This window comes from Tepidiphilus succinatimandens (assembly GCF_006503695.1).
Lineage (GTDB): Bacteria > Pseudomonadota > Gammaproteobacteria > Burkholderiales > Rhodocyclaceae > Tepidiphilus > Tepidiphilus succinatimandens.
In genome coordinates this window covers 19,868-45,517 of sequence record NZ_SBIK01000011.1, presented here as the reverse complement: position 1 = coordinate 45,517, position 25,650 = coordinate 19,868, and the positions used below count along the sequence as shown (strand labels likewise).

Sequence of the window (25,650 nt, the reverse complement as noted above, 5' to 3'; positions counted from 1 at the left end):
TGGCGTCGACGACGTTTTCCGCTCTTTTTGTGAACACAAAAAATCCCTATGGCCACATAAGCTTACACCGTTTTTCGGTAAAAGCAACGGTGGCCATGGGTAAAAGGGAGGAAACGGATCAGGATGCGCTGCGGCAGGATCGGATCGCCTCGATCGCCGAGGCGTCTTCGAGCGAACTGAGATCCCCCAGAGGCTGGTCGAGGTAGGCGGCGCGCACGAGGCGGCGCAGTATCTTGCCGTTGCGCGTCTTCGGTAAGGCCGATACAGGGTGGATGCGCTTGGGGGCAAGCGCTTTTCCCAGCACTTCGGCCACGTGAGCGATCAGCTCCCCCTCGAGTTCCGCCCAGGGGCGCGAAGCCGCCGCGGAACGCAAGGTGACGAAACACACCGCCACCTCTCCCTTGAGGGAATCGGGCACGCCGATCGCAACCGCCTCGGCCACCGCCGGATGAGCGACGAGCGCCGATTCGTATTCGGCCGGACCGACGCGCTTTCCCGCCACCTTGAGCGTATCGTCGCTGCGACCCTGGATGAACCAGTGCCCGTCGGCGTCTACGGCCACCCAATCGCCGTGCACCCACACGTTCGGGAAACGTGACCAGTAGGTCGCGAGATAGCGCTCATCGTCGCGCCAGAAGCCCCTCGTCATCCCTGGCCAGGGCGCGCGCAGTACCAATTCCCCGACTTCCCCCGGCCGATCGAGCAGCGAGCGCCCATCGGCATCGAGCACGTCGGCGACCATGCCCGGTATGGGGCCGGCAAAACCGCAGGGTTTCTGCGGCAAGCCGACGAAGCAGGAGAGAATGCCGCCGCCGATCTCGGTGCCGCCGGAATAGTTGATGATCGGACGGCGCTTCTCGCCCACCGTCTCGTAGAGCCAGCGCCAGGGGGTCTCGTTCCAGGGCTCACCAGTGGAGCCGAACACGCGTAGCGTCTCCAGCATCCCTGCTTGGGGCAGAGCCTCGTCCCCCGCAGCCATCAGCAGGCGCGCCAGCGTCGGCGCGAAACCTAGGTGCGTCAGGCGGTGCCGTTCGACCAGCGACCACAATCGCCGGCGGTCGGGATGATCCGGAACTCCCTCGAACAAGGTGATGGTGGCACCGCGCATCCAACCGCCATAGACGAGCCAAGGGCCCATCATCCACCCCATGTCGGTGACCCAGAGGATGCGATCGCGGGGCTTGAGATCGAAGGCCACGGCCAGATCTTGGGCCGCCTTGAGGGCAAAGCCGATCTGGGTGTGCACCACGCCCTTGGGTTTGCCGGTGGTCCCCGAGGTATAGAGGATCATCGACGGCGTCTCGGCGGGGAAAACGGTGGGATCCTCGTGCCGCGCACCAGCGACAAGAAGGGCGGCGTAGTCGTGTTCCTGCCAATGCGCGCCTGCCGAAGGCGCTCCACGCAAAGCACCGAGCCGGCCGACGACGAGCAGATGCCGCACCGAGGGGGAGCGCTCCAAGGCGGCGCGCGCTTCCTCGAGCATCGGCACCGCCTTGCCGCGGCGCAAGAACCCGTCGGCACACACCAGCACCTTGGCTTCGCCATCGTTGAGGCGATTCGCCACCGCCTCGGCGCCGTAGCCGGAGAAGAACGGCATCGCGATCGCCCCGAGCCGTACCGTCGCGAGCATCACGAGGGCGGTCTCGGGCAGCATGGGCAGGAAAACGCCGATCCGGTCTCCCTGCTCCACCCCCAAGCCCCGAAGCACGGAGGCGAGCCGCCGCGCTTCGTCGTCCACTTCCCTCCAGCTCAGACTGCGCACGGTGCCATCGTCCCCCTCCCACAGCAGGGCGTCCTCTTCGGGCAGTTCGCGCGCGCGCCGCCCGACGAGATGATCGTAGAAATCCCATTGCCCATCGACGAACCACTTCGGCCACATGATGCCGCGCGAGACGTCGAGCGCCTCGGTGTAGGGCTGCGCCCAACGGATCTCGAGCGCCTCGGCCGTCTCGCCCCAGAAACGGGCCGGCTCGCGCGCGGCAGCCTCGCGCAGCTCGCCGAGATCGGCGCAACCGTAGCGCTGAAGAAAACCGGCCAGCCAAGTCTGGGCGAACGGGGTTCCCGTCGCCAGTTCGATCGCCATCGTCCCCCTCCCTTTCTTGTTCGGGTCGGCGCACGCGGCATTGCACCGCGCACGCCTTTCCCTTGCATCTCAGGCGGCCGCCCGCTCCGGCACCGGCAGCCCCAGCCATTCTTTATAGAACGCCTCGATGTCCGGCTCGAAGTCATGGATCACCGGATACCACGGCGTGGGCGCCTCCACGTCGTGCAGCGTGCCGCACTCGGGGCAGTAGTACTCGCGATACACTTGCCAGGCCGGGTCCGGCGCCATCAGCTTGGGATAGATCTCGGTGAGTGCCTCTTCCGTGTCGCGCACGTAGATGACGGCGTGCATCTTCCAGTTCTGGCGGTAGTCGCAGAATTCATGGCCGCAGTCGCACTTGATCACCCAGCGCTTGTCGGCAGCGTTTTGCACGATGTAGAGATGCGGCCCCAGAGGCAGGATGATCTTGTCTTTCCAGCCGAGCCGCTCCTGCAGCACCCCGACGTAGAGTTCGAAGCGCTCCGGGTCCTTGGGCATCGCCAGCATGCGGAAGGTCGTATCCCAGTCCAGCCGGCCGTCGATGAGTTTCTCGATCTGCTCTTTCGTGTAAGTCGTTGCCATCATTCGTCTCCTCGTTTCGTTGGCGGAGGGCTCATTCCTCCGCCTTCTCTCGCCTCATTCTTCCACCAGGACCACCGGATGCACGTCGGGCAGCTTGCTGAGGTCCATCCGGTAACGGGAACCGTAGGATGGCACCCCTAGTTCATCCTCGGTGAGTTCCCAATCGGCCGGGAGATCCCAGAATTTCTTGAATTCAGCGTAGAACTTCTTCGACAGTCCGAAGCTCGTCGCGTACATGTGGCGCACCGGCAGGCTCGCGTGCTTGGTGACGATGCGCTCGCGCTCGTCTCGCATCCACGTTTTCACCGGCACGGCGCGGCGCAGGCGCTCCTTGCGGATCTCGGCGCGGCGGGTCTTCGTCTTCTCGGCGTCGACCGACCACACGCCTTTTTCGTTTTGCAGCAATACCGCACCATAGACTTTGCGCGCATATTCCGGCAGCAAAAACCCATGATTGAGATCGTTGGCGATCGCCGCAGGGTCGCGATCGAGCGGATCGCCGAAGCCAGGACCACCGCGCAGATAGTTGAGGTAGAGATCGTAGTCCTCGAAGCATTTCTCGGTGGTCATCGCCTGCTTGTCGCGTTTGACGCGGGCGGTGGCATCGATGTGCTTTTCGTAGGCATAAGCGCTGGGGTTGAGGTCGGCACCCAGAGGCAGCGAGTCGTTGGTCGTGATCCGCTCCTTGAGGCCGGTCTTGTGCGCCTCGAAGCGGTAGCCGGTCGCCGAGGGGTAGCCGCCCATCAGGCCCCAGTCACTGTTCATGTAGCCGTTGCCCATGAAATACATGGTCCAGTCCTTGGCCTTCCAGACCATGCGCAGCGTCTCGAAGCCGCAACCACCGCGGTATTTGCCGTAGCCGCCGGAGTTGGCCTTGACGTTGCGCCCGAGATAGAGGAGCGGCTCGGCCATCTCCCAGATCTCGATGTCGCCCATGTCGCCTTCGGGGTTCCAGATCGCCGCGGCGTGGTTGAGCCCGTCCTTGATCGCGCAGGCGCCGGTGCCGCAAGCGGCCGACTCGAAGCTATTGACCGCGTGCACCTCCCCTTCTTGGTTGATCCCACCACCTTGCAGCCAGTTGGCGGTGTTGGCGTTGCCAGAGTTGACTTCCTCCAGATAGCCCCGGCTGAAGTAGCCGTGCGACAGCGCCCGCCACAGCGCGCTCCAGCCCGAGACGAGGAAGTGCCAGGCGTAGGCGTGGCCCGTGCGCCGATCGTCCGGGTTCATCCACGTTCCCTTGGGCAAACGGAACTCGGTACCGTAATAGGCGCCGTCGTTGATGCGCTGCGTCGGCACCAGCGTCTGGGTCATCATCACCCAGATGCCGCTGGTGAAGGCGACCTGGTTGGCGTTGTAGCTATGCCAGCCCCAGCGGCTCGCCCCTTCGAAATCGAGTTTCCACGATCCGTCGGCACGCACCGTCATCTCGCACGGCGAATGCATGATGGTATCGATTTTTGCATACTCGGAAGGGGTTTGGACGTCGGGATGCGCATAGGGGACGTCGACGAAGGCCACGGTGCGGTACTTGCCGGGGATGGTCATCGCCTTGATGCGGTTCTGCAGACCTCGCCGCCCCTCTTCGATGACTTCATACGAGAACTGCTCGTAGGCATCCAGCCCCTCTTCCTCGATCACTTCTTCCACGAGTGCTCGCACCATGTGGCAGCCGGCGATGCGGGTGCGCTCATCGAGGATCCAGTACTTCGGCGTGCGGATCGAGCGCTGGCTCTCGTGCAGCCAGTCGCGCAGCGGTACGTCGTTGACGCCGGTCTTGCGGCAAGTGGCCATGTAGCCATCGCCGAAGCGCGACACCTGTCCCGTCGACATCGATCCGGGGGAGATCGACCCTGTGTCGATCACGTGCGTCACGCCGCCCACCCAGCCCACGAGTTTGCCGTGCGCGAAAATCGGTACGATGGTGGCGATGTCGCAAGGGTGCACGTTGCCGATCGAACAATCGTTGTTGGTGAACATGTCCCCGGGGTTGATGCCGGGATTGCTCTCCCAGTCGTTCTCGATCATGTACTTGATCGCCGCGCCCATGGTGCCGACGTGGATGATGATGCCGGTGGAGGTGAGCACGCAGTCGCCGGCCGGGTTGTAGAGGGTGAAGCACAGTTCCCCTTCCTGCTCGACGATGGGGCTTGCGGCGATCTTCTTCGCCGTCTCGCGGGCATGCACCAAGCCGCCGCGCAGTTTGGAGAAGAGCTTCTCATAGCGGATCGGGTCGCTCTCGCGCAACTCGAGCTTCTTGAGGCCGTTGTAATGGCCACTCTTGGCGGTACGCTCGAGAATGCCGTCGCGGAACTGCTTCAAGGTCATGCCGTTGCCTAGCAAGCTGCCGGCCCGGGTCGCGTTCGGGTTCATGATGTTCATGGATGTCTCCTCCTCAGATTTCTTTCAGATGGAACAGGCGGTGCTTGTCGAGCCGCACTTCAAACCCAGTTGGAACGACCAGGGTGGTGGCATCCGACTCGATGATGGCCGGCCCGGTGATACGGTTTCCGGGCTTGAGCGCTTCCATCTTCCAGATCGTCGCCTCGGCCCACTTGTGGTGACGATAAAATGGGCGCGTACCGAGTTTCGCTTCCGCCGCCGGATTCGGACCGCCATCGGGGTCTTCGGGAAGCACGGGTTTTTGCGTCGCCACGTAGCCGCGCATGATGGCGCCGGTGACCGAGAAGCCGAGCTCGGGCGAGCGGGCCGAATGGGAATACACCCGCCCGTACGTGTTCTCGAACGCCTCCACCATCTTGTCCCAATCCTGCTCCGTGCGGGCCTGCGCCACGGGAGACTCGATCTCCAGGTCGTTCAACTGCCCCATGTACTGCATGCGGAAGCCAGGGCGCAGCATCACATCCTCGGGCTTGAAGCCGTTGATGACGAATTCCTCGACGACCTTGGCGGCCAGTTCCTGCCAGGCGTCCATCAGCACGGCGCAGGCGGCCACCTTGTCGGTGTCGCTCGCATGCTGGGGCAAGGCCAGATCGACGCTCTTGTCGTAGCGGTATTCGAAGTCGGCGCAGGCGCAGCCGAAGGCGGAAAACCCTGCCGCCCAGGCCGGAATGATGACGTCGCGGAATCCCGCTCCCTGCGTATAGCCATAGGTGTGCACGGGCCCCGCGCCGCCGTAGGAGAAGCAGACGAAGTCGGTAGCGCTGTAGCCCTTGCCGCTGATGGTCGCGCGCAGGTAGTCCCGCAGGTGCAGGTCGAGCAATTCGATGACGCCGGCGGCGGCGTCTTCCACGCTCAGTCCCAAGGGGTCGGCGATCTGCGCCTTGAGATGCTGGCGCGCGCGCTCCACGTCGAGCTTGATCGCCCCGCCGAGGAAGTTGTTCGGGTTGAGATACCCCAGCACGACGTGGCAATCCGACACGGTGACGGTATCGAGCCCGCTCTCCGGCCAGCAGGTCCCCACCCGGTAACCGGCGCTGTCGGGTCCGAGCTTGATGCCGCCGCTATAGGGGTCGATGCGCACGAAGGAACCGGCCCCGGCCCCGACCGAGTCCATCGACACGAGCGGCAGCGAGAGCACGAGCCTCGCCATGTCCGGGTCGGAGGCGATGGCGAAGTTACCCTTGGTGATGAGCGCCATGTCGAAGCTGGTGCCGCCGATGTCACTGCAGGCGATGTTGTCGTAGCCCAGTTTCTCGCCGAGCAGTTTCGAGCCGATGACCCCTCCGATCGGCCCGGAAACGATGGTGCGGGCGAGCTCTTTCGCTTTCCAGCTGATGGTGCCGCCGTGGGTAGCCATCACGCGCAGGTCGAACTTGGCGCCGTGTTTCTTGAAGCGGTCGTTGACTTTCTTCAGCGTCTGGCGCGAGGGTTCGGCGGCGTAGGCTTCGAGCACCGTGGTGTTGGTGCGGTGGCTCTCCTTGCGCGAGGGGTAGTAATCGACCGAGGCGAAGACCGGGATCTTTGCTCCAAGCCGATCGAGTTCTTCGAGGCAGATATCGCGCGCACGCCGTTCGTTGGTCGCGTTCTTGTGCGATTGCAGCAGCGAGATGACGATCGCCTTGGAACCGGCGTCGACCAGTTCCCGCACCGCCTGGCGAACCTCGTTCTCACGCAGGGGCACCACGATCTCGCCCTGCACGTCGGTGCGTTCGGTCACGCCCCGGGTGCGCGACAGCGGCACGAGCGGTTCGTCGTAGCGGTGGGTGTTGAGATGGATGCGCTCCTCCAGGGCATAGCCGAGATAAGACTGGATCGCTCGCCCCATCGAATGCACGTGCTCGAAGCCCTTGTTGCAGATGAGCCCCACTTCAAGCCCCTTGCGCTGCACCACGCGGTTGAGCATCGCCGTGCCGGAATACACGCCCGTAACGAGTTCGGGATAGACGTCGTCGACGGTGCGGTTCCAGTGCGCGAGCGCGTCCTGCGACGAGTTATAGATGGCAAGCGACTCGTCTTCGGGATTGCTCTGTGCCTTGCCGACGACGAAGCGGCCATCCTCGCGGACGAAAAAGGTGTCGGTCATCGTGCCGCCGGCGTCGATTCCCATCACCTGGACTTTGGAAGTCTGCCCCCCGGCTCGAGAGGTCTGCTGTCCGGTCTCCATAGGTGTCTCCTCCTTGTTTGACGAACGGCATTCGCGAATGAACGCCTGGTTTCTTGTATGCAAGCTCCGTGCCACATTTGAAATGACGCACTGCAACAATGAGTTCAACCAGAATATAGGCTAATTCAACTATTAGTTTCTTGCATCACAGCACAAGGCAACGATTCCTGGTCGTCCGAAAATCGAACGGTTCATCCGTGAATCGAACGACGCCGTTCGAAAGAAGCGTTCGAGATGCCTTATCATCGATAAAAAGGACGGAGTTCCCTCCCATGCCCTTGTCTGATCCTGCCCCCCGTGGTGGCCTGCGCGCGTTGCCTTTGAGCGTGTGGGGCCTGGCGCTGACCTCGCTCTTCATGGACATCTCCTCGGAGATGATCCACAGCCTGTTGCCGCTCTTTCTCTCGGGCGTGCTGGGGGCCTCGATGGCCACGATCGGGCTCATCGAGGGTCTGGCGGAAGCCACGGTGGCCTTCACCAAGGTCTTCTCCGGAGCACTGTCGGACTTTCTGCACCGGCGCAAGGCCATCGTGGTGACCGGCTATGCGCTCTCGGCCTTCACCAAGCCGCTCTTCCCGCTCGCCGCCTCGGTCTCCTGGGTGCTGGCGGCGCGGCTGCTCGACCGTTTCGGCAAAGGGATCCGCGAAGCCCCGCGCGACGCGCTCATCGCCGACGTCACGCCCGACGAGCTGCGCGGCGCGGCCTACGGTTTGCGCCAGGCGCTCGATTCGGTGGGCGCCTTCGTCGGACCGCTCCTTGCCTTCGCCCTCATGGCCTGGTTTGCCGGTGACATTCGGCTGGTGTTCTGGGTGGCGGCACTGCCGGCGATCCTGGCCGTACTCGCGCTCGTGCGGCTCGTGCCCGAACCGCCCCGCGTCACCGCGCCCGCCGTGCGCGAGACCTTCTCCTGGCGGCAGGTCCTCTCCCTGCCGCGCGCCTATTGGGCGATCGTGGGCCTTGGCGTGCTCTTCACGCTGGCGCGCTACAGCGAAGCCTTCCTGCTGCTGCGCGCGCACGACGTGGGGCTGAACATCGGCTTGGTGCCGCTGGTGATGATTACGATGAACGTCGCCTATGCCACGCTCGCCTATCCGGCCGGCGTCGCCGCCGACCGGATAGGCACGAAGCGCCTGTTGCTTGCCGGCATCGCCGCCCTCGTCCTTGCCGACCTGCTGCTCGCCTCGGCAAGCGGCCCGACCGTGGTCTTCCTCGCCGCCCTCCTGTGGGGGGCGCACCTCGCCGCCACGCAAGGCATCTTCGCCAAGATGATCGCGCACGCCGCGCCGGCCGAGCTGCGCGGCACGGCCTTCGGCGGATTCAACCTGCTCACGGGCCTCGCGCTCTTGGCTGCGAGCGCGCTCGCCGGCTGGCTGTGGAGCACCGGGGGCGCCGAAGCCGCATTCGTGGCGGGGGCCGTACTCGCCGCAGGGGCGGGTGCGGCATTGATGCGGTACGGAAGAGAATGAAAGGAATGAATTTTCTTCTTCCCCATGGCAGCCAGTCGGCTACACTCCTCAGCGATCCCCATCCATTCCCGCCGCGAGACAAGACGACATGGCGTTGAACACCGAGCATCTGCGCACCACTCTGCGCGCCCTGGAAGCCGCCGTCGAGCGATTCCGCCATGCCGAAAGCGTCGGCAACGAGCTCGAGCGGGAAATCCTGCGCATGGCCATCGTCAAGGGGTTCGAACTCTCGCAAGAAGTCTGCTTCAAACTGCTCAAACGTCGGCTCAAGGAATACGGTCACACGGCCCGCCAGATCGAGAGTCTGCTTTTCAAGGACGTCTTGCGTCTGGCGGCCCGGCACGGTCTCTTGACCCTCGAAGAAACCGAGCGCTGGTTCGCCTATCGGGACAACCGCAACGATACCGCCCATGACTACGGCGAAGCGTTCGTCGCGGAGACGCTGGCGCTCATCCCCGATTTTCTGCGCGATGCCAGGGCGCTCGAATCACGCCTTACCACCGAACCGGGCGAGGATCGAACTCCATGACCGATCTTCCTTCCCTCGACCTGCCCGCCCGCTATCTGGACGAGGTCCGCACCCTTTTGCGGCGCCACGTTCCCGGCCATGAGGTCTGGGCTTACGGCAGCCGGGTGAAGGGCGACGCGCACGCGGCAAGCGATCTCGATCTGGTCGTGCGCGACCCGCTCGACCCCCATCGCCCCTGTTCGGCGCTTCCGGCGCTGCGCCGCGCCTTGCGCGACAGCGACCTGCCGATCTCGGTCGACGTGCAGGACTGGGCGCGCCTGCCTGAAACGTTTCGCCAGGAGATCGAACGGGGCTACGTCGTCATCCAGCAGGGGGAGGTTCCGTCTGGTTCATCCCCCGCCGCGCCAGCAGCTCCCGCGCGTGCTCGCGGGTCGTATCGGTGATTTCCAGCCCGCCCAGCATGCGGGCGATCTCCTCGACGCGGGCGGCCGGTTCGAGCGCTTCGACGCGGGTGTGCATGGCACCACCCTCTTCCTCTTTCCATACGCGCAGCTGCCAGTCGGCCCAGGCGGCCACTTGCGGCAGGTGCGTCACCGCCAGCACCTGGCGGTCGCGGCCGAGCTGCCAGAGCGAGCGGCCGACGATCTCGGCCACCGCGCCGCCGATGCCGACGTCGACTTCGTCGAAGATGAGCGTGGGCGTGTCGCTCGCGCGGCTGGCGATCACCTGGATCGCCAGACCGATGCGCGAGAGTTCCCCGCCCGAGGCCACGCGGGCAAGGGGCGCGAGCGCCTGGCTCGGGTTGGCGGCAACGCGAAATTCCACCCGCTCCAGGCCCGTGGCCGCAGGCTCGCCGGGCACGAGCGCCGCATCGAAGCGCCCGCCTTTCATCGCCAGCGTCTGCATTGCCGCGCTCACTTCGGCCGAGAGCCATTCGGCCGTCTCGCGCCGGCGCTCGCCGAGCGCGCGGGCGGATTCGAAGTAGGCCGACTCGGCGGCGCGCGCTTCGCGCTCCAGCCGCTCGAGGTCGGCGCTCTCTTCCAAAGCGGCGAGGCGCTCGCGCCAGCGCTCGGCAAGGGCGAAAAGTTCCTCCGGCGGCACGCGGTAACGGCGGGCGAATTCGTCGATGGCGGCAAGACGCCGTTCGAGTTCGGCAAGCCGCGCCGGATCGAGCTCGAAGGCGTCGAGATAGCGCCGAAGGCTGGCGGCGGCTTCCTGCACGCCGATGCGCGCCTCGCTCACCAGCTGCACGGCTTCGGCCAGGCGGGCGTCGTAGTCGAGGCTGCCGGCGAGCGCGCGTTCGGCCTGCCCCAGCAATCCTTGCGCCGAGGGTTCGTCTTCGCTGAGCAATGCCGCCGCCTGCGCCACCTGTTGCAGCAGCTGCGCCGCATGCGCGAGCCGCCGGTGTTCCTGCTGCACTTCTTCCCATTCGCCGGGACGCAGCGCCAGCCGCTCCCACTCCTGCAGCTGCCACAGCAGACGCTCGCGCTCCTCGCCCAGGCTCGCCTGCCGCTCGCGCGCCTGAGCAAGCCGTTCGCGTGCCGACTCCCAGGCGACGAAACGGCGCCGCACCTCCTCGGCGAGCGCCTCGGCTCCGGCGAGCCGGTCGAGCATGCGCCGCTGCACCGCGCCTTCGAGGAGCGCGTGGTGGGCGTGTTGGCCGTGGATGTCGGCGATCCAGGCACCGAACTCGCGCAGGGCCGCCGCTGGCACCGGCACGGCCTCGATCCACGCACGCGAGCGGCCCGAGCGCTCGATGTTGCGGCGCAAAAGGATCGTGTCGCCCTCGGCCTCAATGCCGTGCGCCTCGAGCCAGGCACGCGCCTCCGCCGCTGGCGGCAGGGTGCATTCGAGCGCCACTTCGGCCCGTTCGGCTCCCTGGCGAATCACCTCGGCGCTGGCGCGCCCGCCGAGCAGCAGATCGAGCGCATCGAGCAGGATGGACTTGCCTGCGCCGGTTTCGCCGGTGAGCACGCCGAAGCCGGGCGCGAAATCGAGCGCCAGCTCGCGCACCAGCACAAACTCGCGGATGGTCAGGCGAACGAGCACTTCCTCCCCCTTGCGCCGCCTCAGCCGCGAGGCAGTGCGCTCCAGTGCAGTTTCTCGCGCAGCATGGCGAAATAGCAGTATTGCCGCGGATGCAGCAGCCGCACGCCGCGCTGCGCCCGCTGGATGCGCAGCACGTCGCCCGGCAGCATCTCGATGCGCCCCTGCCCGTCGAAATGCACGTCGGCCATGTGACCCGGCAGGAGTTCGATCTCGATGGTACAGCGATCGGGCAAGGTCACCGGCCGCGCCGTGAGCGCGTGCGGGCACAGCGGCACCAGGGCGATGCCGTCCACCCCCGGATGCAGGATGGGACCGTTGGCCGAGAGCGCATAGGCGGTCGACCCGGTGGGCGTGGCCACGATCATGCCGTCGGAGCGCTGGGTATAGACGTAGGCCCCGTCGACGGTGAGCCGGAATTCGATCATCCGCCCCAAATCGCCCTTGTTCACCACGATGTCGTTGAGGGCGTGGCTCGACGTGAGCACCTTGTCGCCGCGCAGCAGCTGCCCAAAGAGCATGGAGCGCACTTCTTCCTGATGATCGCCCGCGAGGATCTCGGAGAGCCGTTCCTGCGCCTCGTCGCGCGGGATGTCGGTGAGAAAGCCCACCCGCCCCTGGTTGATGCCCACGAGCGGCACGTCGTGATGGACGAGATGGCGGGCGGCGTTCAACATCGTGCCGTCCCCGCCGACGATCACCGCCAGGTCGATCTGGGTGCCCAGGCGCGCGTAGGGCAGCGCGGGGAAAGGAGCGCAGTTGCCGAGCGAACTCGCCGTCTCCGCCTCGATCAAAACGTGATAACCTCGTTCGTGCAGAAACCGCGCCGTCTCGACCAGCGCCGCGGCGACTTCCGCCGATTGGTGCTTGCCGATCAAACCGATGGAGGTAAATGGATTCGCCATGCCCCGGATTATTCCACAACTCGGCCACGATCGGCGCCGTCGCGCGGCGAACTTCCGGAGGGAAGCGCCATGATGCTCGACCCGCGCAGTCGCATCCTGCTCAAGACGTTGATCGAACGCTACATCGCCGAAGGACAACCGATCGGTTCGCGCACCCTGTCGCGCGCAAGCGGTCTCGACCTGTCTCCGGCCACGGTGCGCAACGTGATGAGCGACCTCGACGAGCTGGGGCTCGTCTATAGCCCGCACGCCTCGGCCGGGCGCGTGCCCACGGCCAAGGGGTACCACTTCTTCATCGACGCGCTGCTCACCGTCGCCCCGCTCGAAGACGAGACCCGCGCCGAGATCGAGGCCAACCTCCAGCCCGACCAGCCGCAAAAGCTCCTGCGGAAAGCCTCCGAGCTGCTCTCGGAGCTCACTCACTTCGCCGGCGTCGTCATCGTGCCGCCGCGCGACCAGGAGCGCGTGCGCCAGATCGAGTTCGTGCCCTTGAGCGGCAACCGGGTGCTGCTGATCGTCGTCACCCAGAGCGGCGACGTGCAAAACCGCCTGCTGCACACGCCCCGCCCCTTCAGCGCGGGCGAGCTCGAGCAGGCGAGCCACTTCCTGAGCAGCCGCTTCGCCGGCCACACGCTCGACGAGATCCGCACCCTCTTGCGCGACGAACTGACCAAGCTGCAAGACCACGTCTCCGAACTCATGCGCCTGGCGCTCTCGCCCACTGCGCTCACCGACGAGGACGAAGACTGCCTGGTGGCCGGCGAGACGAACCTGCTCGAAGTCGACGATTTCACCACCAACATGCAGCACCTGCGCGAACTCTTCCGCCTGTTCGAGGAGCGCACGGGGCTGCTGCAACTCCTCGAGCTCGCCCAGCGCGCCCGCGGCGTGCAGATCTTCATCGGCGCCGAATCTGGGCTGGAGGAGCTCGAAGGCTGTTCGGTGATCACCGCCAACTATACTTTCGACGGACGCATGCTCGGCTCGATCGGCGTCATCGGGCCCAACCGCATGGCCTACGACCGCGTGATTCCCATCGTCGCGCTCACGGCGCAGCGCCTGTCGCAAGCGCTCGCCGCCACCGCCGAAGAACGCTGAAGGAGCCTGCATGGCCCGTTACGCCCCCGAGCCCCCCTTTCGCCACGACCGGCCACAACGCACGGGCGTGCTGCTCGTCAATCTCGGCACCCCTGCCGCCCCCACCCCGGAAGCCGTGCGTCCTTTCCTGCGCGAATTCCTCTCCGATCCGCGCGTCATCGAGCTGCCGCGCTGGCTGTGGCAGACGATTCTGCACCTCTTCATTCTGCCGCGCCGCCCCAAGGCGAACGCGCAGAAGTACGCCAGCATCTGGCTCGACGAAGGCTCGCCGCTCGAAGTCTATACCGAGCGGCTCACGCACGCGCTGGAATCCCATTGGACCGAGCGCGGGCGCGAACCGCTCGTGCGCTGGGCCATGCGCTATGGCGAACCGAGCGTGGCCAAAGTGCTCGCCCGCATGAAAGAAGAAGGTCTGCGACGCCTGCTCGTGGTACCGCTCTACCCCCAGTATTGCGCCAGCACCACGGCTTCCGTGTTCGACGCCGTGGCCGCCGAGCTCATGAGATGGCGCGACGTGCCCGAGCTGCGGCTCGTGCGCCACTGGCACGACGACCCCCGCTACATCGAGGCGCTCGCGCAGACGCTGGAAACCCACTGGGCGCAGCATGGCCGCCCCGACAAGCTGATTCTCAGTTTCCACGGCATGCCGCGGCGCACGCTGGAACTGGGCGACCCCTACCACTGCGAATGCCACAAGACGGCGCGGCTCGTGGCCGAGCGGCTTCGGCTCGCCCCCGACCAATGGCTCGTCACCTTCCAGTCGCGCTTCGGGCGCGCCCGCTGGCTCGAACCCTATACCCAGCCCACCCTGGAGCGGCTCGCCCGCGAGGGAGTGGCGCGCGTCGATGTCCTCTGCCCCGGCTTTGCCACCGATTGCCTCGAAACGCTGGAAGAGATCGGCATGGAATGCCGCACCGCTTTTCTCGAGGCCGGCGGCAAGCAATTCCATTACGTCCCCTGTCTCAACGATTCCCCTTTCTGGGTCGAGCGCTTTGCCGCCCTCCTCGAAGACCACCTCGGCCAGTGGCCCGACCGCACACCGGCCACGGACGAAGAACTGCAGGCACGCCTCGCGCGGGCCAAGGCCATGGGAGCAAAACAATGAAACCCGGATTCTGGATGCTCATCCAGTGGCTGCTCAACGCGGTGGCGCTGATGGTCACCGCCCAGCTCGTCGACGGCATCTCCATCACCGGCTTCGTGCCGGCGCTGGCAGCAGCGCTGGTGCTCGGCCTCATCAACCTCTTCCTCAAGCCCGTGCTCCTCATCCTCACCCTGCCGGCGAGCATCCTCACGCTGGGCCTCTTCACCCTCATCCTCAATGCGCTGCTCTTCTGGGCCGGGACGGGCCTGGTGGCCGGTGTGGTGGTCGAGGATTTCTGGTCGGCCTTCTGGGGCGCCCTCGTCTATAGCATCCTCACCTGGATCGTGTCGCTGGCGCTGTCACCGCGCGGCACCGACACCATCGTGATCAAGATTCACCGCCGCGACTGAACGAGTCACAAAGGCGCTTCCAGCCCGGACGAGCGCAGCACCCGGCGTGCGATCGCCGCTTCCAGCATGGCCCCGCCCGACGGATCGACGAGGGTGAAGCGCGAGCGGGCGCGGGTGATGCCGGTGTAGACGAGCTCGCGCGTGAGCACGGGGCTGGGGACATCGGGCAGCACCAGCACGGCATGGCCGAACTCCGAACCCTGCGACTTATGCACGGTGAGGGCGAACACCGTCTCCACCTCGGGCAGGCGGCCGGGCAGCACCCAGCGCAGTCCAGCGGCGGCGGCAAAGGCCACCATCAGCCGCGGCGCCTTTCCCTCGGGGCCGGGCAAGGCGAGCGTCACCCCCACGTCGCCGTTCATGAGGCCCAGGGCGTAGGAATTGCGCGTCATCAGCACCGGACGCCCCTCGTACCATCCCTGCTCGTCGGGCAGCAGCCCCGCGCGACGCAACCAATGAGCGATGCGCCGGTTCATTTCTTCCACCCCCCAGGGCCCCTCGCGCACGGCGCACAGCACCTGGAACCCCCCATAAGCCGCGAGCACCGCCCTTGCCCAGTCGTCCCAGGCTGCCGGCGGTGCTTCGGGCGGCGGGCGACGCTCATGCAGGTCACGCAGATAGAGGGCATGACCCGCTGGGCTTTCTTTCGTGCCGCAGACGAGCCGGCGCAGCGCCTCGTCCTCCTGGCTTTGGGGAACGAGGAGCGCCACGGTTTCGGATGCCGGCGGAACGGGCGCGGCCAGGGCGCGATCCCCTTCACCCAGCGCGTCCGGATCGCCCGCGAGGGTCCCTCGCAGAACCCTCCGCGCCGCGGCCGCATCGCCCCGATTGACCGCCGCCGCGAGCTGGCCGATGGCGCTCTCGGCAGCGAAGCGATGGCTTTGGCGCAGCATGGCGATCGCCTGATCGAGCGCCGTACCCTCGGGATCGACGTAAACGGGGGCATCGGATGGGCCATTCTCTGGGGCGAATCCCTCCGGAAGTTCCGCTCCGACCGTCTCGCGTAACCAGGCGATCGTCTCGGGCGTATAGTGCCCCTCGTCGGCGCGCCGGCACAGACCGCCGAGCACGGCACCGGCCTCGACGGAAGCGAGCTGGTCCTTGTCGCCGAGCAGCACCAGCTGCGCCCCCCGAGGCAAGGCCCGCAGCACGGCCGCCATCATTTCCAGATCGACCATCGAAGCCTCGTCGATCACCAGCACGTCCAGCACCAGGGGGTCGGCCTCATCATGGCGGAAGCGACGCGACCCGGCGCGGGCACCCAAGAGACGGTGCAGCGTCGAGACGTTTCTCGGCAGCGAATCGCGGATTCGTTCGCCCTGCGGCAGCGCCTCCCACGGCAGCCGTTCGAGCGACTGCCCGATCGATTCGCTCAGCCTCGCGGCCGCCTTGCCGGTGGGCGCAGCGAGCCGGATGCGCAGCGGCGCCTCGCCCCGCCCCGGCAAGCCCCCTTGCAGGGCGAGCGCCTGCAGCAAGGCGATGAGACGCACCACGGTGCTCGTCTTGCCCGTGCCGGGACCGCCGGTGATCAGCGCAAAGCGCCGCCGCAGCGCGAGCGCACAGGCAAGCCGCTGCCACACGTCCCCCTCGCCCACAGGGAAGAGCGTCTCGAGGATCGCTCGCACCGGCTCCGGTGCGAACGGCACGGTTTCCCGCACCCGCGTAAGGATCCCCTGCCGCACGGCGCGCTCGTTGTCCCACTGGCGGCGCAGGTAGAGTCGGTGGCCCCGAAGCACGAGCGGCGCCGCTTCTTCCTCCTCCCCCTGTCCCACCAGGTCGGGGCAGTCGAGTTCGCCGAGCCAGGCTTGGCGCGAAATCCCCTGAACCGCCCCCGCCGGCGTCGGCAACCCGCCCGCATCGCGCAACGGGATGGCCAAAGTGAAAACCGGATCGTCGGCAAGCGCAGCGAGATCGAGGCACACGTGGCCGCGCCCCAACTGGTGGCTCGCCAGGGTTGCGGCAAGGATCGCCCGTGACGGCGCCTGCGGCACTTTTTCCTGCAGGAATCGTGCAAAGGCCGCATCGAGCGGCCGCAACCAGCCATCCTGCACCCAGCGCGCCAGATCGTCGCGCAGATCTGCCTCGTTCATGTCAGTCTCCCGCCGGGGCCATCGAGGAGATCGTCGAGCCCCTCGAGCAGCGGCGCCGTGGCTTGCTCGAACAGCACTCCTTTGGCCGGCCCGTGGATGCCGCGCAGGAAGAGCAGCCCCGCCCCGCCCAGATGGCGCTGCGGTTCGTAATCGGGCAGGCGCACGCGCAGGTGCCGGTGCAGGGCATGCAGGTAAAGGGCGTATTGCAGGTCGTAGCGCCCCTCGAGCACGGCCGCCTCCAGGGCCGTCCGCCCGTAGGCGGCGTCCGTCGCCCCCAGGACGTTGGACTTGTAGTCGAGCACGTAATGGCGCCCCTCCCAGCAAAAGACGAGGTCGATGAACCCTTTGATCATGCCCTTGATCCGCCCCGGCGTCAGCCTCGGGCGCTCCGCTCCCTTCAAGGTGTGCCGCTGCACCAGGGCATCCAGCGCATCGATGCGGGTCTCGGGCACCGAGAACCAGAATTCCATCTCTGGCAGATAGTCGGAAAGCGTGGCCAATTGGCACGTCCCCCCTCCCGGCAAAGGCAGATTAGCCTGCATCACCGTCAGGAGCCAGTGGGTGAGCAGCTCGACGTGCGCCGTCCAGCCGCGCACCGCGCAGCGCCGCGCCACCTGGTCGCGCAGCCGCATCCCGCCGTCGGCGCACACCGTGGCAAACCCTTGGCGTGCCGCCCATTCGAGCAGACCGTGGAGGAAGGTGCCGGTCGCCGCTCCCGGCGGCAGGGCGTGGATCCCCGTCGCCGGCACCGTCGGCCCCGGTGGGGGCGCATGGACGAGCTCGCGCACCTTGGCTTCGTCCGGTGTCTGCGGGTCGGCCGCAAGCGTGCTGCGCAGTCCCGAGTAGCTGGAGATCCCCCACGAGGCGAAGATCCGGCGGCGCGGCGTACGCGCCGGCCCCAAGGTGATTCCTTCCCCGTCCGCCGGCAGGCGTTCCTCGCCAGGAACCGGCACGGGTGCGATCACGAGGAAATCGCATCCCTCGGCGAGCGAGTCCAGCTTCTGGCGCACCTCCGGCACGGAATCGCCCTGCCGCACGCCCAAGGCATAGCCCATGGCGCTCGCGTGCAGGTTCTCCAGCGCCCCCACGCCGATCCATGTGGCGAAACGCGCCCGGGTGAGCGCCACGTAGAGCTTGCGCAGATCCTCGGCCAGACGCTCGCGCTCGGCGCAGGCCAACGCCGTTTCGTCAGCACGGAGCGATACCTGCCGCCGCCCCGCTTCATCGTGCCAGACGAGGGGCAGATCGTCCTTCTTGACCTGCCGGAACGAACAGGCGAAGGGCAGGAAGACGAGCGGATACTCCAATCCCTTGGCCTTGTGCACCGTCACCACCTTGACGAGCGCCTCGTCGCTCTCCAGGCGCAGCTGCCGCTCCTCGGCGCCCTGCCCACCGTCCTGGCGCGCCTCGGCCAAGGCGCGGATGAGGGCATGTTCGCCGTCCAACCCGCGGCTCATCTTCTGCAAGAGCTCGCTCAAGTGCAGCAGGTCGGTGAGCCGCCGCTCGCCGCTGTCGCCTTCGGGCGTCTCCCCCGCGAGCAGTCGCGCGGGCACGTCGAAGTCATGCATCAACCGGCGCAGCATGGGCAATACCCCTTGCCGCCGCCACAGATCGCGATAACCGAGAAAGCGTGCCACTTCCGCTTCCCAGGCAAGGACATCGCGCTCCAGCACATCGATTTCTTCCCATGACCGCCCGAGCGTGGCGCTCGCCAGGGCCGAGCGCAGGCGCGCATCGTTCTGCGGCTCGGCGCAGGCCTCGAGCCAGCGCTGCAGGTCGGCCGCCGCGGGGCTCGCGAACACCGAGCTGCGCTCGGAGAGATAGACGCTGCGCACGCCGCGCCGCGCGAGCGCCGCGCGCACCAGCTTCGCCTCTTCGCCCGTATGCACCAGCACTGCCACGTCGGCGGCCCTCACCGGTCGCATCGTCCCTTTTGCCGGATCGACGAACCCTGCCCGCCCTTCCCGCCCCAGCCGCAGCAGGCGCACGATCTCCTCGGCGCAGCCGTGGGCGAGCAGGTCGCGGTACTCCTTGACACCGAGCGGCTCCGTCGCTTCTTCCCCTTGCACCCACCACGCCATGAGCGCCGGCGGCTCATTCTCCTCGCAGACGAACTGCTCATTTAACCCATTTGCCTCCGCCCACAGGAAAGGCAGAAGATCCTCTCCCTCGGCGGTTCTGAAGAGGAAGGCCCCGGCCTCGCCTTTTTCCTGCGCATTCACAAAGACGCGATTGACCGCCTCCACCATCGCCGGGGTCGAGCGGAAATTGCGCCGCAGGGTGTAGCGCCGCTCGCCGCAGGCCCGGCGCGCTTCGAGATAGGTGTAGATGTCGGCGCCGCGAAAGGCGTAGATCGCCTGCTTGGGGTCGCCGATGAGGATGAGGGCAGTCTGCGGGTCGTTCTCCTGCGGCGCATAGACCGCCTCGAAGATACGGTACTGCACCGGGTCGGTGTCCTGGAATTCATCGATGAGCGCCACCGGGAAGGACTGCCGGATGCGCGCAGCGAGCCGGGCCCCGTTGGGCCCGCGCAGCGCCTGGTCGAGACGGGTGAGCAGATCGTCGAACCCCAGCTGCGCCCGCCGCCGCTGCAGCACGGAAAAACGCTGCGCCACCCAACGCGCCGCATGCCGAAGGATGCTCGCCTTCCCCTGCTCGCGCAGCCGTTCGAGCTGCGGATGCAGGTTTTCTAGCGCATCGATCGCCTCGTGCCTCGGCGCCTCGCCGCTCTTCCACACCTCGTCCAAACCGGTGCGCGTCAAACGACCCCAAGCTTTTTTGGACAAATCCGGCGCCTCCGCCAAAGGATCGTCGCGCCATCGAGCCAACGCCGCCAGCCAGTCCTGCACGTAGTCGGCGCGCAATTTCCGCCCGTCGATCTCCTTGCGATTGTGCGCCTCATCAAAGAAGGTCTGCAACTCGGGCACCCATTTCCCCCACGGAGCTTTCGCTTCCCTCCATTGCCGCCGGACTTCTTCTGCCACCTCTGCCGGCTCTGGCCCTTCTTCCAGTTCACCGGCCAACGGCAGCAGCCGCGCCAAAGCTCCTTGGAATTTCTCCGGCACGAAGGCGTCCTTGAACCAGCCGCGCAACAGCGCCAGCGATTCGGCCGGCAGCGGCATGAAAAACTCCCGCCAGTAGTCGCGCACCGCCTCGAGCAGCAGATCGTCGGGCTCCGTCTCCAGCGTCTCGCTAAAGAGGCTACCGCTGTCGAAAGCGTGCTCGCGCAGCATGCGGTGGCACCAGCCGTGGATGGTGGAGACCGCCGCTTCGTCCATCCACTCCGCCGCCGCCTGCAGCCGGCGCTCACACCCCGACCAATCCTTTGCCGCATATTGAGCACGCAATTCGCGCAGAAAATCGTCCACCCACTCCGGGGCAGCCTCTGCGGCCGGATGGCCGAACCAGCGCGCCGCCTCGCTCAGGCGCCGACGGATACGCTCACGCAACTCCTTGGTGGCCGCCTCGGTGAAGGTCACCACCAGGATCTCGGGCGGCGTGAGCTCCCGGGAGAAAGCCACCTCCCCGCCGTGCCCCAGCACCAGGCGTACATAGAGCGCGGCGATGGTGTAGGTCTTGCCCGTGCCGGCGCTCGCCTCGATCAGGCGGCTGCCCCATAGGGGGAAACGCAGCACATCGACTTCATTGGCCATTTCCGTCATGCCTGCGCTCCTTTCTTCTCCTCCTTGGCGGCCTCCATGTGCTGCAGCAAAGGCGCGAGCAGCACTTCGACCCAGTGCTCGAACTCGCCGCTCGCGCGCAGGGCGGCGAACGTCGGCCAGGCACGCGCCAGGTAGGGATCCCGGTCACGCTCGCCATCCGTCCTGCCGTGACCTTCGTACACCCTGCGCGCCGCCTCCCACGCTGCCTCCTCGCCTTTGGCCCTCGCTTGCCACCACGCCACCGCCGACTCCACGGCGAAAGGCAGCGGCCGGCGCATGCCCTCGGCCCAGGCGCACAGCAGCGCCGCGAGCGGCTCGGTTGCGGCTTCCTCGGGCAGCAGCGGCCCGAAGGTATAGTCCCCCTTGAGGCTCAGGACGACCGTCTGCGTCGGTCCGACCCCGGCATTGGCCGCCAGATGCTGCACCCAATAGTCCACCAGGCGGTCCTGACGGTATTTGTTGTCTTTCACGAGATCGCTCGGTGAGATCAGCACCCGCGCCCGTTCGCCCCCGTCGTTGCGGCGCCATTCCCCCAACCAGTCGGAAAGCTCCAGGCCGCCAGCGGCAAAGCGCACCTCTTCGCCGCCCGCGATTTCCTGCGGCCAACGTTGCAGCGCTTCCCGATAGCGCGCGAAGAGCTCGTCCATCCCCTTCTCAAGTTCCGTCGCCCACAGCGCCCCCAGCCCCCCGGCAGGCAGCACCCCCTGCCGACGAATGCGGCCGATCGCCGCCGTTCGCGCCGCATCCACGTCCCGTCCCTGCCGCAGGGCCGCGCGCTGCGCGTCGATCACTTCCTGGCGCAGGCTCCACCGCGTCAAGCCATCGAGCGCGAAGGGCTCGGCCTCTTCACTGCCCGGATCCTCCAGTTCGAGGAAGACTTTGAGACGGTCGCGCAGAAAGGTCCGCACCGGGTGGCGCAGGAACTGCGCGAGTTCTCGCACCCGCAGCGGCTCCTCGAGCGAAAGCGGCTGCAACGGCGCAGAAGCAGTCGGCTTTTCTCCCTCACGTCGCGCACGCCATTCGCGCGCATACGTAAAGAGCGCGCCCTGCCCCGGTTCGGGCGGAAAATAGGCCGGACTGAACGGTTGCAGCCGATGCTCGGTCGTGAGCGCCGCCAGCAAATCCTCCCCCCGCACGGGCGCTTCATTTCCCGTCCAACGCCCCGTCCAGCCCGCCGCCAGGTGCTCGCGCAGCTGCGCCACCAGCACGGAAGGCGGCTGCGGCGCATTGTCGGTGATGCGACGCCCCACCCAGGAAACGTAAAAGCGCTCGCGTGCCGACAACAGCGCTTCCAGGAAGAGATAGCGATCGTCCTCGCGCCGCGAGCGGTCGCCCGGACGATAATTGCGTGCCATCAGGTCGAAGTCCGACGGCGTGCGCGCGCGCGGATAGTCCCCGTCGTTCATCCCCAGCAGATAGACGTGCCGAAAGGGGATCGCCCGCATCGGCATGAGGGTGGCAAAGATCACCCGTCCGGCGAAGAATCGCTGCGACAGCCCCTGCGCCTCCACCCCCTCCAGCCACGGTTCGCGCACCACCGAAAGCGGCAAGGATTCCTCCAGCCCCGCGGCCGCGCACGCGTCCACCCATTCCTGCAGGGCCGTCTCCAGCCGCATCAGGGTGACGGTTTCCTCATCGTCCCCCGCGGCGAAAAAGCGTGCGAGCAACGCCTGCAGCCGCCCGCCCCACTCGGTCGGCGTGGCCGGTTCGCGCAGCTGCTGCCACGCCGTCTCCAACGCCTCCAGTACATCCGCCAGCGGCCCGACGAGCTCCGCCTCCAGCCCGCCGACCTCCGCGAAGGGCTCGATCCCCTTCCAGGCTGGCGCATCGCCCGCCGCATAGCCGTAGAGCATGCGCTCGAGACCGAACCGCCAGGAATTCTGCCGCAGCCACTCCCCGCCTCCCCGCTCGCCCAGACCCAGGTCGCGCCGATGCTCCTCGTTCAGCCCCCAACGGATCTGCGCTTCCTCCACCCAGGAACGCAGGCGCGGCAGCGCCTCATCGTCGATCCCGAATCGCCGGCGCAGTGCCGGCACTTCCAGCAGATCGAGCACCTCGCCCACCCGTGCCCGCCCCTGCGGCAGATCGAGCAGGATCTCCAGCCCCTGCAGCAGCGGATCGCGGGCGCGCAGCCCCTGGTCGGCGAGCGAAAACGGGATGTGGCGCGGATCATCGGGTTCGATCGCACCGAACACCGCCTCGATGTGCGGTGCATAGGCCTCGATGTCCGGCACCATCACGATCACCTCGTCGGGGCGCAGCGTCGGGTCCTCGTCGAAGGCCGCACGCAGCTGATCGTGCAGCACCTCCACTTCCCGCTGCGGCCCGTGCGCCACGTGAAAGACGAGGGAACGGTCGTGATCGAGCGCCACGCTCGCCCCCCGCTCCCGCGTTTCGGCCAGGGGACGCAATTCGAGGATGTCTTCCTGCAGCTGCTGCAGCAAAGTTTTCGCCTCCGGCGCCTCGAACCAGTCGAGCCGCCCGCCGCTTCCCTCCACCTTCCCCGCGTAGCGCCGGCGCACCGCCTCCTCGTCGAACTCGTCGAGCAGGGCGATGAAATCCCTTCCCTGCTTGCCCCAGGCCGCGAGCAAGGGGTGACCGTGGCGATGAAGCTCCTCGTCCGGAATGAAATCGGGCTGCCCCTCGCGCCGCTGCCGGCGCTGCCGCCATTTCTCCTGCTGCCGCAATAGCTCGCGCCCATCGACCACGTCGGCCCAATGGTAACGGCAAGGGTTGTGTACGAAGAGCAGCACCGGAATCCAGCGCCCCAGTGCCGCCAGTGCCTCCACCCACTGCTGCGGCAGGCTCGAAATCCCGAAGACGACGAGCCGTGGTGGCAGTCCAGGCGGAGGCGCTCCCTGCCAGGTTCTGACCGCTTCGAGGAAGGCCGAGTGCACGCTTGATCGCGCCGTACGCTCGGCACCCGGCTCGGTACGCGCCACGTCGGCACACAAAAGGCGCCACAGCGCCGCCTGCCAGCGCTGCCCCTCTTCGAGTGGAGATTCCTTGCCGTGCGCGTCGCGCAGCACATCCCGACCCGCGCCCCAGTCCTGCAGCCAGTCGGCGCGATAGACCTGATACTGGTCGAACAGCTCGGCGATGCGCGCCGCCAGCTGATCGCGCTTGCGCAGCGCCCGCTCCTCGCTCACCCGCCGCCGCAGCTTTTCGCCCGGCGCGCCCCCCTTGGCCTGCGTTTCTTCCGCGAGGAAACGGCGCAGTGGCTCATAGACCGGATCCTTCGGTAAACCTCCGAGCAAGCGCAGCAGGCGCCAACGCAGCAAGGGGAGATCGAAGGGCGAGCGCTCCGGCACCGCCTCCGCCCCCAGCACGGCCCGATAACAGCGCCACAGGAACGTCGAGGGCAGGGAAAACTCCAGCGCCGCCGCCACGCCGCAGCCCCCTTCGTTTGCCCCCGCAGCCAGCGCGAGCCGCAGCCACTGCGCCATGGCGTTGCCCTGCACGAGGAAACACTCCGGCACGAGCGGCGGCAGCGGCTCCCGCCCCAGCCAGGCCACCGCCAGCCGGCGCAGGTTCTCGAGCCGGTTGCCGTGAAAGATCAGGAATCCCGCTCCATCAGACATCGTGTTTTCCTCACCCGGATACGCCTACATCGGGAGCATAAGGCGGGCACTCAGCCGACGCAAGAGTGCAAACCCACCGCCGTGACACCGACCCCATCGGCTGGATTTCATGGAACAGAGGCCCCGTGGTTGTAAAATTCCTTTTTTACGGGACCGGAGATCCGCACCGGATCCGTTCCCTTATCGATACCCCCATCCAAGAGGACGCCAGACATGCTCTCTGCCGAGCAACTCGCATCAGCCGCCCATCCTCCCAAAAAATTGCCTTGGTACAGGATCCTCTACGTCCAGGTACTGATCGCAATCGCCCTTGGCATTGCGTTGGGTTATTTCTGGCCCGAGAACGGCGCTGCCATGAAACCTTTGGGCGATGGTTTCATCAAGCTGGTCAAGATGATCATCGCCCCCGTCATCTTTCTGACGGTCGTCACCGGCATCGCCAGCATGAGCAACCTCAGAACGGTCGGACGAGTAGTCGCCAAGGCCATGATCTATTTCCTGACCTTCTCGACCCTGGCGTTGATCATCGGCATGGTGGTCGCCAACGTCCTGCAACCAGGCGCCGGCATGCACATCGACCCAGCCACGCTCGACACGGAAAAAATCGCCGGCTACGTCAGCAAAGCCCATGAAAGTACGATCACGGCTTTCTTGCTCAACATCATACCCTCCACCGTGCTCAGCCCGCTCGTCGAAGGCGACATCCTTCAGGTGCTCTTCGTGGCCATCTTGTTCGGCATCGCTCTTGCTTCCATTGGAGAAGCGGGCAAACCGATCCTGACGTTTTTCGAGCAGCTTACCCTCCCCATCTTCAAACTGGTGGCCATCTTGATGAAGGCGGCACCCGTCGGGGCGTTTGGTGCCATGGCGTTTACGGTAGGCAAGTACGGCATCAAATCCATCGGCAACATGGCCTATCTGATCTTCGCTTTCTACCTTACCGCCTTCTTCTTCGTCACCGTCGTGCTGGGGCTCGTCGCGCGCTACAACGGGTTCTCCATCTTCAAGCTTTTGCGCTACATCAAGGATGAATTGTTACTCGTGTTGGGCACGAGTTCATCGGAATCGGCTCTGCCCAACTTGATGCGCAAACTGGAAAAAGCAGGTTGTGGCAAATCGGTCGTCGGTCTGGTCGTGCCTACGGGTTACTCCTTCAACCTCGACGGCACCAACATCTACATGACGATGGCCGCCCTTTTCATCGCCCAGGCGCTCGACATCCAATTGAGCCTGTCGCACCAAATCCTGCTGTTGCTCGTCGCGATGATCAGCTCGAAAGGAGCTGCGGGCGTCACGGGCGCGGGATTCATCACTTTGGCCGCCACGCTGGCAGTGGTCCCCGAAGTACCTGTGGCCGGCATGGCGCTGATCTTGGGCATCGACCGATTCATGTCCGAATGCCGCGCACTCACCAATTTCATCGGCAACGCCTGCGCAGCCATCGTCGTGGCCCGCTGGGAAGGGCAATTGGACAAGGAAAAACTAGAATTCGCGCTCGATCATCCCGACGCCATCGATCTCGAAATGCAGGTCGGACCAGAGGTCGTCGACTGAAGAACGGCAGGAGCGGCGCCTGCCGCTCCTTGCCTTTCACGATGCGATCTGACGGG

General features: G+C 66.4%; 16 protein-coding genes. 7 read left to right on the top strand and 9 right to left on the bottom strand.

All coding sequences use genetic code 11. The features are described from left to right. Positions 1-118: 118 nt before the first annotated feature. The 4 genes from EPD82_RS07845 to EPD82_RS07830 form a co-directional block, all read right to left on the bottom strand. Complete coding sequence (locus tag EPD82_RS07845; RefSeq protein WP_141056335.1) at positions 119-2,083, bottom strand: AMP-binding protein; 1,965 nt, start codon at positions 2,081-2,083, stop codon at positions 119-121. 69 nt (positions 2,084-2,152) lie between these two features. Then, positions 2,153-2,665, bottom strand: a complete 513-nt coding sequence (locus EPD82_RS07840; RefSeq protein WP_141056368.1) for an acetone carboxylase subunit gamma — start codon at positions 2,663-2,665, stop codon at positions 2,153-2,155. A gap of 54 nt (positions 2,666-2,719) precedes the next feature. After that, positions 2,720-5,044, bottom strand: a complete 2,325-nt coding sequence (locus EPD82_RS07835; protein WP_141056334.1) for a hydantoinase B/oxoprolinase family protein — start codon at positions 5,042-5,044, stop codon at positions 2,720-2,722. A gap of 13 nt (positions 5,045-5,057) precedes the next feature. After that, a complete protein-coding gene (locus EPD82_RS07830; RefSeq protein ID WP_141056333.1) occupies positions 5,058-7,229 on the bottom strand; it encodes a hydantoinase/oxoprolinase family protein in 2,172 nt (723 codons plus the stop codon). 272 nt (positions 7,230-7,501) lie between these two features. Between EPD82_RS07830 and EPD82_RS07825 the strand changes: the two genes are divergently transcribed. From EPD82_RS07825 to EPD82_RS07815, 3 genes are all read left to right on the top strand, one after another. After that, entirely contained in the window at positions 7,502-8,695 is a 1,194-nt protein-coding gene (locus tag EPD82_RS07825) for an MFS transporter (RefSeq protein ID WP_141056332.1), read from the top strand. Positions 8,696-8,783: 88 nt separating this feature from the next. After that, positions 8,784-9,224 (top strand): HI0074 family nucleotidyltransferase substrate-binding subunit, encoded by a 441-nt coding sequence (locus tag EPD82_RS07820; RefSeq protein WP_055424234.1) that lies wholly within the window; start codon positions 8,784-8,786, stop codon positions 9,222-9,224. Continuing rightward, the gene (locus EPD82_RS07815) at positions 9,221-9,607 is read left to right on the top strand and encodes a nucleotidyltransferase family protein (RefSeq protein ID WP_141056331.1); all 387 of its coding nucleotides are present in this window, start codon (positions 9,221-9,223) and stop codon (positions 9,605-9,607) included. Before EPD82_RS07820 ends, EPD82_RS07815 begins: the two co-directional genes overlap by 4 nt. Here the strand turns inward: EPD82_RS07815 and recN are convergent. Together recN and EPD82_RS07805 are read right to left on the bottom strand one after the other, a co-directional pair. Beyond that, complete coding sequence (recN, locus tag EPD82_RS07810) at positions 9,525-11,213, bottom strand: DNA repair protein RecN (RefSeq protein WP_141056330.1); 1,689 nt, start codon at positions 11,211-11,213, stop codon at positions 9,525-9,527. The two genes, EPD82_RS07815 and recN, sit on opposite strands and share 83 nt — an antisense overlap. Positions 11,214-11,233: 20 nt before the next feature. Then, on the bottom strand, positions 11,234-12,115 hold the full coding sequence (locus EPD82_RS07805) for an NAD(+)/NADH kinase (RefSeq protein WP_141056329.1): 882 nt from the start codon (positions 12,113-12,115) through the stop codon (positions 11,234-11,236). 72 nt (positions 12,116-12,187) lie between these two features. Here EPD82_RS07805 and hrcA point away from each other — a divergent pair, with 72 nt between their 5' ends. The 3 genes from hrcA to EPD82_RS07790 are packed head-to-tail and all read left to right on the top strand — an operon-like array spanning position 12,188 to position 14,707. Continuing rightward, entirely contained in the window at positions 12,188-13,213 is a 1,026-nt protein-coding gene (hrcA, locus tag EPD82_RS07800; RefSeq protein ID WP_141056367.1) for a heat-inducible transcriptional repressor HrcA, read from the top strand. Positions 13,214-13,223: 10 nt separating this feature from the next. Then, a complete protein-coding gene (gene hemH, locus EPD82_RS07795; protein WP_141056328.1) occupies positions 13,224-14,318 on the top strand; it encodes a ferrochelatase in 1,095 nt (364 codons plus the stop codon). Beyond that, entirely contained in the window at positions 14,315-14,707 is a 393-nt protein-coding gene (locus EPD82_RS07790) for a phage holin family protein (protein WP_141056327.1), read from the top strand. Before hemH ends, EPD82_RS07790 begins: the two co-directional genes overlap by 4 nt. Positions 14,708-14,712: 5 nt before the next feature. Here the strand turns inward: EPD82_RS07790 and recD are convergent, their stop codons facing one another. From recD to recC, 3 genes are read right to left on the bottom strand one after another with little or no spacing between them, the layout of a single operon-like run. After that, positions 14,713-16,797: an exodeoxyribonuclease V subunit alpha gene (recD, locus tag EPD82_RS07785; RefSeq protein ID WP_141056326.1), complete on the bottom strand. Its 2,085-nt coding sequence runs from the start codon at positions 16,795-16,797 to the stop codon at positions 14,713-14,715. Continuing rightward, a complete protein-coding gene (recB, locus tag EPD82_RS07780; protein ID WP_141056325.1) occupies positions 16,794-20,459 on the bottom strand; it encodes an exodeoxyribonuclease V subunit beta in 3,666 nt (1,221 codons plus the stop codon). The genes recD and recB overlap by 4 nt, the downstream gene beginning before the upstream one ends. Then, the gene (recC, locus tag EPD82_RS07775) at positions 20,456-24,040 is read right to left on the bottom strand and encodes an exodeoxyribonuclease V subunit gamma (RefSeq protein WP_141056324.1); all 3,585 of its coding nucleotides are present in this window, start codon (positions 24,038-24,040) and stop codon (positions 20,456-20,458) included. Before recC ends, recB begins: the two co-directional genes overlap by 4 nt. A 213-nt stretch (positions 24,041-24,253) precedes the next feature. On the opposite strand from recC, the gene EPD82_RS07770 reads away from it, so the two are divergent. Beyond that, entirely contained in the window at positions 24,254-25,594 is a 1,341-nt protein-coding gene (locus EPD82_RS07770; protein ID WP_055424227.1) for a dicarboxylate/amino acid:cation symporter, read from the top strand. The last annotated feature ends 56 nt before the right edge of the window (positions 25,595-25,650 follow it).

Bases quoted from the DNA above. Each gene is read 5' to 3' on its own strand.
- EPD82_RS07845 (WP_141056335.1), bottom strand. From the start codon at position 2,083: ATGGCGATCGAACTGGCGACGGGAACCCCGTTCGCCCAGACTTGGCTG.
- EPD82_RS07840 (WP_141056368.1), bottom strand. From the start codon at position 2,665: ATGGCAACGACTTACACGAAAGAGCAGATCGAGAAACTCATCGACGGC.
- EPD82_RS07835 (WP_141056334.1), bottom strand. From the start codon at position 5,044: ATGAACATCATGAACCCGAACGCGACCCGGGCCGGCAGCTTGCTAGGC.
- EPD82_RS07830 (WP_141056333.1), bottom strand. From the start codon at position 7,229: ATGGAGACCGGACAGCAGACCTCTCGAGCCGGGGGGCAGACTTCCAAA.
- EPD82_RS07825 (WP_141056332.1), top strand. From the start codon at position 7,502: ATGCCCTTGTCTGATCCTGCCCCCCGTGGTGGCCTGCGCGCGTTGCCT.
- EPD82_RS07820 (WP_055424234.1), top strand. From the start codon at position 8,784: ATGGCGTTGAACACCGAGCATCTGCGCACCACTCTGCGCGCCCTGGAA.
- EPD82_RS07815 (WP_141056331.1), top strand. From the start codon at position 9,221: ATGACCGATCTTCCTTCCCTCGACCTGCCCGCCCGCTATCTGGACGAG.
- EPD82_RS07805 (WP_141056329.1), bottom strand. From the start codon at position 12,115: ATGGCGAATCCATTTACCTCCATCGGTTTGATCGGCAAGCACCAATCG.
- hrcA (WP_141056367.1), top strand. From the start codon at position 12,188: ATGCTCGACCCGCGCAGTCGCATCCTGCTCAAGACGTTGATCGAACGC.
- hemH (WP_141056328.1), top strand. From the start codon at position 13,224: ATGGCCCGTTACGCCCCCGAGCCCCCCTTTCGCCACGACCGGCCACAA.
- EPD82_RS07790 (WP_141056327.1), top strand. From the start codon at position 14,315: ATGAAACCCGGATTCTGGATGCTCATCCAGTGGCTGCTCAACGCGGTG.
- recD (WP_141056326.1), bottom strand. From the start codon at position 16,797: ATGAACGAGGCAGATCTGCGCGACGATCTGGCGCGCTGGGTGCAGGAT.
- recB (WP_141056325.1), bottom strand. From the start codon at position 20,459: ATGACGGAAATGGCCAATGAAGTCGATGTGCTGCGTTTCCCCCTATGG.
- recC (WP_141056324.1), bottom strand. From the start codon at position 24,040: ATGTCTGATGGAGCGGGATTCCTGATCTTTCACGGCAACCGGCTCGAG.
- EPD82_RS07770 (WP_055424227.1), top strand. From the start codon at position 24,254: ATGCTCTCTGCCGAGCAACTCGCATCAGCCGCCCATCCTCCCAAAAAA.